The 11,824-nt window shown below is 64.0% G+C and carries 12 protein-coding genes; 10 read left to right on the forward strand and 2 right to left on the reverse strand.

Features of this window, described 5'->3' with window-relative positions:
* Window positions 1-16 precede the first annotated feature (16 nt).
* The 7 genes from ABIB00_RS17600 (at window position 17) to ABIB00_RS17630 (ending at window position 7,971) form a co-directional block, all read left to right on the forward strand.
* Window positions 17-616 carry a TetR/AcrR family transcriptional regulator gene (locus ABIB00_RS17600; RefSeq protein WP_354105227.1) on the forward strand — a complete coding sequence of 200 codons (600 nt, stop codon included), beginning with the start codon at window positions 17-19 and terminating at the stop codon, window positions 614-616.
* An 89-nt stretch (window positions 617-705) separates the two neighbouring features.
* The gene (locus ABIB00_RS17605; RefSeq protein WP_247340480.1) at window positions 706-1,329 is read left to right on the forward strand and encodes a flavin reductase family protein; all 624 of its coding nucleotides are present in this window, start codon (window positions 706-708) and stop codon (window positions 1,327-1,329) included.
* A gap of 177 nt (window positions 1,330-1,506) precedes the next feature.
* On the forward strand, window positions 1,507-3,774 hold the full coding sequence (locus tag ABIB00_RS17610) for an acyl-CoA dehydrogenase (RefSeq protein ID WP_354105228.1): 2,268 nt from the start codon (window positions 1,507-1,509) through the stop codon (window positions 3,772-3,774).
* On the forward strand, window positions 3,774-5,057 hold the full coding sequence (locus ABIB00_RS17615; RefSeq protein ID WP_354105229.1) for an acetyl-CoA C-acetyltransferase: 1,284 nt from the start codon (window positions 3,774-3,776) through the stop codon (window positions 5,055-5,057). The genes ABIB00_RS17610 and ABIB00_RS17615 overlap by 1 nt, the downstream gene beginning before the upstream one ends.
* A 2-nt stretch (window positions 5,058-5,059) precedes the next feature.
* The gene (locus tag ABIB00_RS17620) at window positions 5,060-7,156 is read left to right on the forward strand and encodes a 3-hydroxyacyl-CoA dehydrogenase NAD-binding domain-containing protein (protein ID WP_354105230.1); all 2,097 of its coding nucleotides are present in this window, start codon (window positions 5,060-5,062) and stop codon (window positions 7,154-7,156) included.
* A 22-nt stretch (window positions 7,157-7,178) separates the two neighbouring features.
* Entirely contained in the window at window positions 7,179-7,589 is a 411-nt protein-coding gene (locus ABIB00_RS17625; RefSeq protein WP_247440721.1) for an acyl-CoA thioesterase, read from the forward strand.
* 190 nt (window positions 7,590-7,779) lie between these two features.
* Complete coding sequence (locus ABIB00_RS17630) at window positions 7,780-7,971, forward strand: hypothetical protein (RefSeq protein WP_247440723.1); 192 nt, start codon at window positions 7,780-7,782, stop codon at window positions 7,969-7,971.
* A 233-nt stretch (window positions 7,972-8,204) separates the two neighbouring features.
* On the opposite strand, the gene ABIB00_RS17635 is transcribed toward ABIB00_RS17630, so the two are convergent.
* Window positions 8,205-8,666 (reverse strand): nuclear transport factor 2 family protein, encoded by a 462-nt coding sequence (locus tag ABIB00_RS17635; RefSeq protein ID WP_247340470.1) that lies wholly within the window; start codon window positions 8,664-8,666, stop codon window positions 8,205-8,207.
* A 154-nt stretch (window positions 8,667-8,820) separates the two neighbouring features.
* Between ABIB00_RS17635 and ABIB00_RS17640 the strand changes: the two genes are divergently transcribed.
* Together ABIB00_RS17640 and ABIB00_RS17645 are read left to right on the forward strand one after the other, a co-directional pair.
* Window positions 8,821-9,507: an HAD family hydrolase gene (locus ABIB00_RS17640; protein WP_354105231.1), complete on the forward strand. Its 687-nt coding sequence runs from the start codon at window positions 8,821-8,823 to the stop codon at window positions 9,505-9,507.
* 91 nt (window positions 9,508-9,598) lie between these two features.
* Window positions 9,599-10,432, forward strand: a complete 834-nt coding sequence (locus ABIB00_RS17645; RefSeq protein WP_247440726.1) for a DeoR/GlpR family DNA-binding transcription regulator — start codon at window positions 9,599-9,601, stop codon at window positions 10,430-10,432.
* A gap of 39 nt (window positions 10,433-10,471) precedes the next feature.
* Here the strand turns inward: ABIB00_RS17645 and ABIB00_RS17650 are convergent, their stop codons facing one another.
* Complete coding sequence (locus tag ABIB00_RS17650; RefSeq protein WP_354105232.1) at window positions 10,472-11,158, reverse strand: glutathione S-transferase family protein; 687 nt, start codon at window positions 11,156-11,158, stop codon at window positions 10,472-10,474.
* A 103-nt stretch (window positions 11,159-11,261) separates the two neighbouring features.
* Between ABIB00_RS17650 and ABIB00_RS17655 the strand changes: the two genes are divergently transcribed.
* Window positions 11,262-11,822, forward strand: a complete 561-nt coding sequence (locus ABIB00_RS17655) for a TetR/AcrR family transcriptional regulator (RefSeq protein WP_247340460.1) — start codon at window positions 11,262-11,264, stop codon at window positions 11,820-11,822.
* Window positions 11,823-11,824 lie beyond the last annotated feature (2 nt).

Here is an 11,824-nt window from a genome sequence, read left to right on the forward strand (position 1 = left end):
TGACGAGTCCTGACAGATGACACTGGTTTCGGAACATATCGAAGGCGACACCCGGGATCGTATTATCGAGGTGGCCGAACGGCTGTTCCGCCAGATCGGCTATCTCAAGACCACGGTCGGGGACATCGCCAAGGAGCTCAAGATGAGCCCCGCCAACGTCTATCGCTTCTTCGAATCGAAGAAGGCGATTCATCAGGCGGTGGCCCGCTCGCTGATGTGCGAGGTCGAACTGGAAGCGCAGCGGATCGTGGCGAGGCCGGGTCCGGTACTCCCGCGCTTCCGTGAGCTGCTCTCCACCATCCATCGCATGAACACCGAGCGCTATGTCGGCGATTCCAAGTTGCACGAGATGGTCGAGATCGCGATGCAGGAGGACTGGGACGTCTGCGTCAACCACATGGAGTGCATTGCCGGGGTCATCGGCCAGATGATCGCGCAAGGCGCGGCCTCCGGCGAGTTCGAGGCGCCGGACCTGAAACTGGCCGCGCTCTGCGCCTGCACCGCGATGATGCGCTTCTTCCACCCCCAGATGATCGCCCAGTGCGCCACCAAGCCGGGTCCGACCATCGACCAGATGATCGATTTCGTCATCGCGGGATTGTCCCCGCGGCACTGACGCGGCGGCGGATTTCCTCCTATAAGCAGGCCGACGTAGGCCGGATGGGTTCGCTCCATCCGGGCACAAGGACCGGGGGAAAAGCCAGCGTGACCGACAAAGACCTGCACTTCTACGAGCCCGCCAAGGGCCACGGCCTCAAACATGATCCCTTCAACGCGATCGTCGCGCCGCGGCCGATCGGCTGGATTTCGTCGCGCGACACCAACGGCCACGTCAATCTCGCGCCCTACAGCTTCTTCAACGCGTTCTGCTACGTGCCGCCGATCATCGGCTTCTCCTCCACCAACTGGAAGGACACCGTCGCGAACATCCAGCAGACCGGCGAGTTCGTCTGGAATCTCGCCACCATGGACCTGGCCAGGCACATGAACGCGACCGCCGCCCACGTCGGGCCTGAGGTCGACGAGTTCAAGATTGCAGGCCTGACCGCCGTGCCCGGCAAGCTCGTCAACGTGCCACGCGTCGGCGAAAGCCCGGTCGCCTTCGAATGCAAGGTGGCGGATATCGTCCGCCTCAAGGGCGCTGACGGCAAGGAAGCCAATGCCTGGCTGACGCTCGGCGAAGTCGTTGCCGTCCACATCGACAAGGCCATGATCAAGGACGGCGTCTATCAGACCGCCGCCGCCCGCCCGATTGTCCGCGCCGGCCGCAGCGGTGATTATTTCGAGATCAAGCCGGAAAACATGTTCGAGATGGTGCGACCGGATTAGCCCGGCCGACCTCGTCGCCTAGCCCCTCCCGGAACTGCCACCACGCCCCGGCCGTTATAGCCTCTGGGCGGCCGCCCGGCCGCGTCAATTCGCGTATTTTCGCAGGCGAAGTGTCCACCTCCGCCGGCCACTTTCCGCTAAAATGCCCGACAACCGCGCCGATGCACGAGGTCCGCTATGAGTTTCCGCCGTGATACCATCACAAAGCCGATCTTCTCCTGGGCGCGCGGCGTGCTGCCGGCGATGTCGGACACCGAGCGGGAGGCGCTGGAGGCCGGCGACGTCTGGTGGGACGCCGATCTCTTCACCGGCAACCCTGATTGGTCGAAGCTGCTGAAGGTCCCGCAGGCAACGCTGACCGAACAGGAGCGGGCCTTTCTCAACGGCCCCGTCGACGAGCTCTGCGCCATGCTCGACGAGTGGAAGATCTTTTGGGAATTGCGCGACCTGCCGCAGGACGTGTGGGCCTTCATCAAGCGCGAAAAATTCTTCGGCATGATCATTCCGAAAGAGTTTGGCGGTCTCGGTTTTTCGCCCTATGCGCATTCGGAAGTGGTGCGCAAGATCTCGACCCGGTCGATCGCCGCCGCGGTGACGGTGATGGTGCCGAACTCGCTGGGCCCCGGCGAGCTCCTGATGCACTTCGGCACCAAGGAGCAGCAGCAGCGCTGGCTGCCGCGTCTTGCCGACGGCCACGACATTCCCTGCTTCGGTCTCACCAGCCCGGAAGCCGGATCCGATGCGGCCTCGATGATCGACACCGGCATCATCTGCAAGGGCGATTTCGAGGGCCGCGAGGTCATCGGCCTCAGGCTCAACTGGCACAAGCGTTACATCACGCTCGGTCCCGTCGCGACGCTCTTGGGCCTCGCCTTCAAAGCCTATGACCCCGATCATCTCGTCGGCGATCAGGAACAGCTCGGCATCAGCGTCGCGCTGATCCCGACCGATCTGCCCGGCGTCGAAATCGGCCATCGCCATCTGCCGTCGATGCAGGTGTTCCAGAACGGCCCGAACCGGGGCCACGACGTCTTCATCCCGCTCGACTATGTCATCGGCGGCCAGGAGCGGCTGGGGCAGGGCTGGAAGATGCTGATGACGGCGCTCGCCGCCGGCCGCGGCATCTCGCTGCCATCGCTGTCCGCGGCCGGCGCCGCCTATGCCGCCCGCACCACCGGCGCCTATGCCCGCATCCGCGAGCAGTTCGGCATCTCCATCTCCAAGTTCGAGGGCGTCGAGGAGCCGCTCGCCCGCATCGTCGCGACCGCCTATCAGCTCGACGCGGCACGGCGGCTCACTTGCGCCGCGCTGAATGCCGGCATCCACCCCGCCGTCATCTCGGGCATCATGAAGCTGCACGCGACCGAGCGGATGCGCACCGCGGTCGACGACGCCATGGACATCCATGGCGGCAAGGCCGTGATCGACGGTCCGCAAAACTATCTCGGCAATCTCCACCGCGCCGTCCCGGTCGGCATCACCGTCGAGGGTGCCAATATCCTCACCCGCAATCTCATCGTGTTCGGGCAGGGCGCCATCCGTGCGCATCCTTATCTGCTCGACGAGATGAATGCGCTTGCCGATACCGACCGTGAACGCGGGCTCACCGCCTTCGACAAGGCGTTCTGGAAACATGTCGGCCATAGTTTCGAGACGCTGTTGCGCGCCTTCGGCCGGAGCTGGACCTTCGGTGCCTTCGCGCCAGCGCCCGATGCGGGCGACGCCACGCCGTTCTATCGCCAGCTCTCACGCTATTCGGCGGCGTTTGCACTCTGCGCCGACATGGCGCTGCTCACGCTCGGCGGCGCGCTCAAGCGCAAGGAGATGCTGTCGGCGCGCTTCGGCGACATCCTGTCCGAGCTGTATCTGCTCTCTGCCGCGCTCAAACGCTGGCAGGACGAGGGCCGGCAGAAGGAGGATTTTGCCGCGCTCGAATGGTGCATGGCGACGGGCTTCAAGACCATCGAGAACCGGCTCGCGGAGATACTCGCCAATCTGCCGAACCGCTTTGTCGCCGGTTTTCTCAAGCTGGTGGTCCAGCCGTTCGGCGCACGGGTGCTGGGTCCCTCCGACCGCGTCGTGCACCAATGCGCCAGCCTGGTGCTGGAGCCCTCGGCGGCGCGCGAGCGCCTTACGCCGGATCTTGCCCATGTCGATGACGACGGCGGCTTTGCCCGGCTGGAGCGCGCGTTCAAGCTGGTCGCAGGCACGGACGCCATCGCCAAGCGCATGCGCGCGGCGCATATGAGCGACTGGAAGGATGCGGTCGCCAAGGGCGTGATCACGCAGGCTGAGGGCGAGCAGCTCGCCGCGGCTCGCGAAGCCGTCGCAAAAGTGATCGAGGTCGACGATTTTGCGCCGGAGGCGCTGTCGCCGATTTACAAGAAAACCGGCGACGTGCATCAGTTCTTCCAGGAACTCGGTGACCAAAGGGCGGCGAGCTGATGGCACGACCGGTATTCATCGTCGACGGCAGCCGAACGCCATTTCTGAAAGCGCGTTCGGGGCCGGGTCCGTTCACGCCGGTCGATCTCGCCGTGCAATGCGGCCGGCCGCTGTTGGCGCGCCAGCCGTTTTCGCCTGATACCTTCGACCAGGTCATTCTCGGCTGCGTCAACGTGATCGCGGACGAGATGAACCCGGCCCGCGTCGCCGCGCTTCGGCTCGGCATGGGCGAGGACATGGTCGCCTTCACAGTGCAGATCAATTGCGGCTCCGGCATGCAGTCGATCGACACCGCCTACCGCTACATCCGCGAAGGTCATGCCGACATGATCCTCGCCGGCGGCACCGAGGCGTTGAGTCATGCGCCGCTGGTCTGGCCGAACTCCGGCGTGCGCTGGTTCGCCGGCCTTGCCACCGCCAAGGGCGTGGCCGCGAAGCTTGCCGCTGCCTTCAAATTGCGGCCGCGCTATCTCAAGCCGATCATCGGGCTCGAGCGTGGTCTCACCGATCCCATCACCGACCTGAACATGGGCCAGACCGCCGAGGTCGTCGGCCATCTCTTCGGCATCACCCGCGCCCAGTCCGACGCTTACGCCGCCGAGAGCCATCGCCGGCTTGCGCATGCGCAGACGTCGGGTTTTCTGAAGGGCGAGGTCGAGACCGCATTCTCCCGCGACGGCAAATTCTTCGACCATGACGATGGCGTGCGTCCGGATTCGTCGGCCGAGACGCTGGCAAAACTGAGACCGGTGTTCGAGCGTCCCTGGGGCCAGGTCACCGCCGGCAATTCCTCGCAGATCACCGACGGTGCGTCCTGGGTGATCCTGGCTTCCGACGAAGCGGTCGCCAAGTACAAGCTGACGCCGAAGGCGGTTATCGTCGACAGCAACTGGGCCGCGCTCGATCCTTCTATCATGGGGCTCGGCCCCGTGATGTCGACAACGCCGCTACTGAAGCGCAACAACCTCACCATCAAGGATGTCGAGACCTGGGAATTGAACGAGGCCTTCGCCACGCAAGTGCTCGGCTGCCTTGCCGCCTGGAATGACGACAAATTCTGCCGCGAGATTTTGGGGCTCGACGGCGCGGCCGGCGAGATCGACCGCGAAAAGCTCAATGTCGACGGCGGTGCCATCTCGCTCGGGCATCCCGTCGGCACCTCCGGCAACCGCATCGTGCTGCATCTGGTCAATGCGATGAAGCGGCTCGGCACGCGGCGTGGCGTTGCTACTGAGTGCATCGGCGGCGGACTCGGCGGCGCCATGCTGATCGAGGCGGTGTGACCATGGATTCCAGGATCATGACCGCGCTCGGCGATCGCGTCCTCACGCTCGGGCCGAAGCCGGCGTCAGACAGTCCCTACAAGAACTTCAAGCTGACGCGCGATGCCGACGGTGTCGCCTGGCTGCTGTTCGACCGCGCCGATGCCAGCGCCAACACGCTGTCCTCGGATGTGATGGAGGAGTTCGACACCGTGCTCGCGGCGATCGAGACCGAGCGTCCTGCCGGCCTCGTGATCCGCTCCGCAAAATCGTCCGGCTTCATTGCCGGCGCCGACGTCAACGAATTCCGCGGCGCCAGCGATCCCGCAATGGTGGAGATACGGATCCGCGCCGCGCATGCGGTGGTCGATCATCTGGAGGCGCTGAGGCTGCCGACCGTCGCGGTCATCCATGGTTTCTGTCTCGGCGGCGGGCTCGAGGTCGCGCTCGCCTGCCAATCGCGTATCGCCATCGACGGCGCGCGCTTCGGCTTTCCGGAGGTGATGCTCGGCCTTCATCCTGGTCTCGGCGGCACAGCGCGTTTCACCGCGCTGGTCAATTCGGCCCAGTCGATGGCGTTGATGCTGACGGGCCGCACCATCGACGCGCGCCGCGCCAAATCGCTCGGCCTCGTCGACACCGTGACGCAGGAGCGCCATGTCAGCAATGCGGTGAAGGATGCGCTGTTTGGCCGGTTGAAGCGGGCGCGCCCGGGTATTCTCACCCGCGCCGCCAATTTCGGACCGGTGCGGGGGCTCCTTGCCAGGCGCATGCGCAGCGAAGCTGCGAAGGCTGCGTCGCGCGAGCACTATCCCGCGCCTTACGCGCTGATCGATCTCTGGGAGATCCATGGCGGCAGCAAAGCCGCGATGCTCAGGGCAGAGCAGGCCTCATTCGCCAAGCTGATGGTGACGCCGACCGCGCAGAATTTGGTCCGCGTGTTCTTCCTGCGCGAGCAGATGAAGAAGGCGGCAGGCCCCGGCAACACGGTCAAGCAGGTTCACGTCATCGGCGCTGGCGCCATGGGCGGGGACATCGCGGCCTGGTGTGCAGGGCAGGGGCTGCGCGTCTCGCTTGCCGACATGAAGGCGGAGCCGATCGCGGGCGCGGTCAAGCGCGCCGCCGATCTTTTTGGCAAGATCATCCGGAAGTCCACCGATGTCCGCGACGCGCTCGATCGCCTTATCCCCGATCTGGACGGCGAGGGTGTCCGCAACGCCGATCTCATCATCGAAGCGGTGCCGGAAAAGCTGGAGCTCAAGCAGAAGGTCTATGCGAGTATCGAGCCGAAGATGAAGCCGGGCGCGATCCTTGCGACCAACACCTCGAGCATTCCGCTCCAGGACCTGCGCACGACGCTGGCGCGGCCGGAACGCCTCGTCGGCCTGCATTTCTTCAATCCGGTGTCGCGGCTGCAACTGGTCGAAATCGTCAGCCATGGCGGCAACGATGGGCAGGTGCTCAAGGAAGCGCTCGCCTTCGTCGGCGCCATCGACCGACTGCCGCTGTCGGTGAAAAGCTCGCCCGGCTTCCTCGTCAACCGCGCGCTGACGCCCTACATGCTGGAAGCGATGGTGATGCTGGACGAGAAGACCGACCAGCGCCTGATCGATGCCGCAGCCGAGCAGTTCGGCATGCCGATGGGGCCGATCGAATTGGCCGACCAGGTCGGGCTCGACATCTGCATTGATGTCGGCGACATGCTGCGCACCAAGTTCGGCGATCTGCTGCCGCCGACGCCGGCCTGGCTGCGCGAGAAGGTCGCCAAGGGCGAACTCGGCCGCAAGACCGGCAAGGGTTTCTACACCTGGAAGGACGGCAAGGCGGAGAAGGCGCCGTTGCCGGAAACCGGCCCCCGCGTCACCGAGCAGATGATCGACCGGCTGGTGCTGCCGATGTCCAACGTCTGCGTCGCGGCGCTTCGCGAGGGTATCGTCGACGATGCCGACATGGTCGACGGCGCCATGATCTTCGGCACCGGTTATGCACCGTTCCGTGGTGGTCCGTTGAACTATGCGCGCACGCGCGGCGTGGAGAATGTCGTATCCACCTTGCGCGCGCTGGCCGGGAGATTCGGCGAGCGCTTTGCGCCGGATCCGGGCTGGGACAATTTCAAGTGAGCAAATTTCAAGTGAGAGAGGCATGAACGAACAAGCCAATACCGGGCCGAGCGGCGATCTCTGCATCCGCACGCTGGCGATGCCCGCCGACACCAATGCAAACGGCGACATCTTCGGCGGCTGGCTGCTCAGCCAGATGGATGTCGGCGGCGGCGTGTTTGCGTCAAAAGCCGCGAAGTCGCGCACGGTGACCGTCGCAATCGAAGCGATGAATTTTCGCAAAGCGGTCTATGTCGGCGATCTGGTTTCGGTCTATGCCAATCTCGTCCGCGTGGGCCGTACCTCGATGACCGTGCATCTCGAAGCCTGGGCGCTGCGGCGCAGGGAGCTCCAGCCGATCCTGGTGACCGACGGCAATTTCACTTACGTCTCGATCGACGACGACGGCCGTCCGCAAACGATCCAGAGAAACGATCCATCAATCGCGACGTAACCGCGCGCGACGCATGACCGCGCGGCGTTGCGCCTGCCATCGTCGCGTCTTCGCCAAGAACAAGTCATAAAATGGATGAGGTCCCGGCGTACTCAATTTCCCGTCGATTCGGGTGGAAACAGGCTGATTTGCTCAAGGAACCTTTGGGCACCGATGCCGTTATTTGCCCGCACTGAGGAATCTAAGGGCCATGCCGGACAGCTACATCATCGAAGTCAATTCGCAGACCGCAGGTATCGTCGTTCGTTCTCAAGGGGGCTACTGCTTCTTCGCCTCATCCGACCGCTTCAACCGCCTTGAAGGCCAGCTCTTCCGCAACGCCCGCGAAGCCGAGCGCGCCGCGCGCAAGCTGGTTAACGGTGATGTGAAGGAAGCGGCGTAGTAGTCCCGCTGGTCATTTCGGGTCGCGCGTAGCGCGAGAGGTAGGAATCTTTTGCCGCGAACTCTGCCTTCCCTTCTCCCCTTTATGGGAGAAGGTGGCGCGAAGCGCCGGATGAGGGGACGTTTCAGCAGATTCAGAAGCGAGAGATTCGTTCTCGGAGAGAAACCCCTCACCCGACTTCGCTTCGCGAAGCCCCACCCTCTCCCACAAGGGGGAGAGGGAAGAGCCGTTGTTCACAACTTCGTCGCCGACCTTGAGAGCAGCTTCCAGTCGTCGCCCTGCTTCTGCCAGTTCATCAGGATGTGAAGGTTGGTCGGCACTTTTTTCCCATCTGCCGCCATCTCCTGTTCCGCCACCCAATGGAAGCGCACGATCGCGGCGGGGCCGACGACCTTGATGGTCGGGTCCTTGTACTCGATCGACAGGAATTTCGACTTGCCGTCGGTGGCGTTGGTGACGAAGGTTGCCTTGTCCTCGACCTTGCCGCTGGAATGGCTGTAGCTGACATCGTCCCAGCACAGCGCACCGAGCGCCTTGGGATCGGCGGCGATCTGGGCGAGACGGAAGGCCTCGACCTTCTTCGCCACGGCTTCCTCGTCCGCCGATGCCGCCAGCGCCGGTGTCGTGACAGCTGACACAGCAAGCGCCGAGACGGCAAGAGTCGAGAGAGCCAGATCGCGTCGGTTGATCGTCATCGTTTCCTCCTTTTTGATCTTGCAGCCAGTGTTGCAGCCGCGCGCGACTTTGTCGAGTGGCGCATCTCCGTCATGTGGATGTGTCATTGCGCGATCGAGGGTGTATTGATACGTCTTTCGCATCAATGCGCTGCGCATTTGGGAAAGTACGGACATGATCGACGCCAATGGAGGAGCGATGGGCAGGGCGCTGCTGTTCGACATCGACGGCACGTTGGCCGACACGGATTTCCTTCATCGCGAGGCGTTCCATCGCGTGTTCGCCCCGCGCGGCCATATTGTGGATGAGGAGCGCTTCAAGCGCGAGCTCCAGGGTTTTTCCAATGTGTCGATCGGGGAGCGATTTCTGCCGGACGAATCGCCGGAACGTCGCGTTGCAATCCTCGGCGAGAAGGAGGCGATCTTTCGTGACCTGGTGGCTGGACAGATCGTGCCGCTTCCGGGCCTGATGGCGCTGCTCGACCGTGCCGATAGCGCCGGCATTCCCATGGTGGCCGTGACCAACGCGCCGCGTCTCAACGCCGAACTGCTGCTGTCGGGCCTCGGCATTACGGACCGCTTCAACGCGATCGTGATCGGCGACGAGCTGCCGCACGGCAAGCCGCATCCGCTGCCCTATCAGGAAGGGCTGCGCTTCGCCGGCGCCAGCGCGGCGGCCTCGATCGCGTTCGAGGATTCCCGCTCCGGCGTGCAATCGGCCGCGGCCGCCGGCATTCCGACCATCGGGATGCGCACCACTCTCGGCCACGCCGACCTTGTTGCCGCCGGCGCGGTCGCTTCCGCCAGCGCTTACGACGATCCGACACTGCTGGCGCGCCTCGCCGCCGCGATGGCGTGGTGAGTACGTTGGTCCGTTAACCGTGATCGGCACGCGCATTGACCGAACGCGCGAACCGCCGCACCATGCGGCTTCCTGACTTGAGGCTATTGTCGTGACCGGACTGACTCATCGCCAAGCCGAAATCCTCAACATCGCGCGGGCCTCGGGCCGCGTCATGGTCGAGGAGCTGGCGCGCCGGTTCGAGGTCTCGGCGCAGACCATCCGCAAGGACCTCAACGATCTCTGCGAGCGCCGCTCGCTGACCCGTATCCATGGCGGCGCCATCATCGCCTCCGGCGTCGAAAACCTCGCCTATGAGGCGCGGCGCTTCGTCGCCGCCGACGAGAAGAAGGCGATTGGAGCCGCGGCCGCATCGCTGATCCCGAACGGCTGCTCGCTGTTCATCAACATCGGCACCACGACCGAGGAGGTGGCGAGCGCGCTGACCTCGCACGAGGACCTCCTCGTCATCACCAACAATCTCAACGTCGCCATGCTGCTCTACCGCCATCCCCGCATCGAGGTGGTGGTTGCCGGCGGCACGGTGCGGCGCGCCGACGGTGCGGTGGTCGGCTCGACCGCGACGCAGCTGATCGGCCAGTTCAAGGTCGACTACGCCATCATCGGGGCGTCCGCGATCGACGAGGAAGGCGCGCTGCTCGACTTCGACTATCGCGAGGTGCAGGTGGCGCAGGCCATCATCGCCAATGCCCGCAGCGTTATGCTGGTTGCCGATTCCACAAAACTCCGCCGCAGCGCGCCGGTGCGCATCGCCCATATCAGCCAGATCCAGACCTTCGTGACCGATCAGGAACTCCCCGAGCGCCTCGCCACGATTTGCCATGCCAAGGGCATCGAGGTGATGGCAGCGATGCCGAAGGGGGCCGATATCGATGAGGCGGCCGAACCGGCGCAAGAGGCCGCGCCGGTCGTTCGGTTGCGTTAGATGGCTGCGATCGATCCGGAGCTGACATCACGCCGCAGTTCACAGACCAAAACGCTTCAGGTCCTCCGGCAGGAAATCTCGACCTGTCCGGTTCTTGACGCTTGGCAGATTTGATACTCTTTCCCGCCAGGCGATGAGGGATTTGCACGCATCGGGAATCGATATCCCCGCTGTGCCAGCGAAGTCCAGGCTCGCAAAGACCGTGATATCCGCCATCGAGAAGGCGTCGCCGGCAACGAACGGTGTGTTCTTCAGGACGCCGTCGAAATAATTCATGCCGCAGATGAACCTGGCGCGCTGTCGCTCGCCCCATTCCTTCCTGCCGGCCCATTCCGGAGCCACATAGGGCTGCATCGTAGGCCCGAGCCCCGACGTGGCATAGTGAAAGTAGCCGTCGACCGCGCCCATGAGCTCGGCCTCGGCGCGATTCTGCATCATGTGGATCACCGCCTTCTCGCGCGGTGTCCTGCCGGTGAGGACCGGATGGCCATCGAGATGGTCCAGATATTCGGTGATGGCCGTCGACTCCGAGATCAAGGCGCCGTCATCGAGTTCGAGCACCGGGATTTTCCCCGAGGGGTTGATCGCGAGAAACGGCGCCTGCTTGTGCTCTGCCCCGATCAAATCGACGCTGACGAACTCGATCCGGTCGTCGAGTCCCTTTTCGGAAAGGACGACGCGGATGCGCGAGGAATTGGGAAATCCGGGCCGGTCGTAGATTTTCATGAGAACATTCCTTTATCTATCGATAGATAGGTGGGTAGCCGATATGGGGCCTTTGCAATGGCGGAGTCAACGGCTATCTATCGATAGATAGATGGGGACGACGATGACGGCCGATACCAAGCAGGTGATCATGGATGCGGCCCGCGCGATGGTGCAAGCGCGCGGCTACAACGGCCTGAGCTTTCGCGACCTGGCGAAGGAGGTGGGCGTCAAGAGCGCCAGCGTCCACTATCATTTTCCGACCAAGGGCGATCTTGGCGCCGCGCTTGCGCGTCGCTATGCCGACGAGGCGATCGAGATCTTCGACGGGTTCCTCGAAGCCTCGCAGGACGTCGGGGCCTGCCTGAGGATGTATACGGACGTCTTCCGTTCCGCGCTGTCGAACGACAACAGGATGTGCCTGTGCGGGATCATGGCCGCCGAGCACGATGACTTGCCGGCCGAAGTCAGAGCTGAGGTCGACAGGTTCACCGACGTCAACATCCGTTGGCTGGTCAAATTGCTGTCGCGTGGAAAGAAGGCGGCAACGGGAGCGATTGAGCAGCGGGCGCTCGCGATCTTCGCGGCCGTCGAGGGCGCACAGCTCGTCGCGCGCGGGCGAGGCGACATCGCGGTCTACGATCAGGCGATCGAGGCTTACAGGGCGGCAGGGCTGCTGCCCTGAGT

It is taken from the genome of Bradyrhizobium sp. LB14.3, from assembly GCF_040547985.1.
Classification (GTDB): domain Bacteria; phylum Pseudomonadota; class Alphaproteobacteria; order Rhizobiales; family Xanthobacteraceae; genus Bradyrhizobium.

Bases quoted from the DNA above. Each gene is read 5' to 3' on its own strand.
- ABIB00_RS17600 (WP_354105227.1), top strand. From the start codon at position 17: ATGACACTGGTTTCGGAACATATCGAAGGCGACACCCGGGATCGTATT.
- ABIB00_RS17610 (WP_354105228.1), top strand. From the start codon at position 1,507: ATGAGTTTCCGCCGTGATACCATCACAAAGCCGATCTTCTCCTGGGCG.
- ABIB00_RS17615 (WP_354105229.1), top strand. From the start codon at position 3,774: ATGGCACGACCGGTATTCATCGTCGACGGCAGCCGAACGCCATTTCTG.
- ABIB00_RS17620 (WP_354105230.1), top strand. From the start codon at position 5,060: ATGGATTCCAGGATCATGACCGCGCTCGGCGATCGCGTCCTCACGCTC.
- ABIB00_RS17625 (WP_247440721.1), top strand. From the start codon at position 7,179: ATGAACGAACAAGCCAATACCGGGCCGAGCGGCGATCTCTGCATCCGC.
- ABIB00_RS17630 (WP_247440723.1), top strand. From the start codon at position 7,780: ATGCCGGACAGCTACATCATCGAAGTCAATTCGCAGACCGCAGGTATC.
- ABIB00_RS17635 (WP_247340470.1), bottom strand. From the start codon at position 8,666: ATGACGATCAACCGACGCGATCTGGCTCTCTCGACTCTTGCCGTCTCG.
- ABIB00_RS17640 (WP_354105231.1), top strand. From the start codon at position 8,821: ATGATCGACGCCAATGGAGGAGCGATGGGCAGGGCGCTGCTGTTCGAC.
- ABIB00_RS17650 (WP_354105232.1), bottom strand. From the start codon at position 11,158: ATGAAAATCTACGACCGGCCCGGATTTCCCAATTCCTCGCGCATCCGC.
- ABIB00_RS17655 (WP_247340460.1), top strand. From the start codon at position 11,262: ATGACGGCCGATACCAAGCAGGTGATCATGGATGCGGCCCGCGCGATG.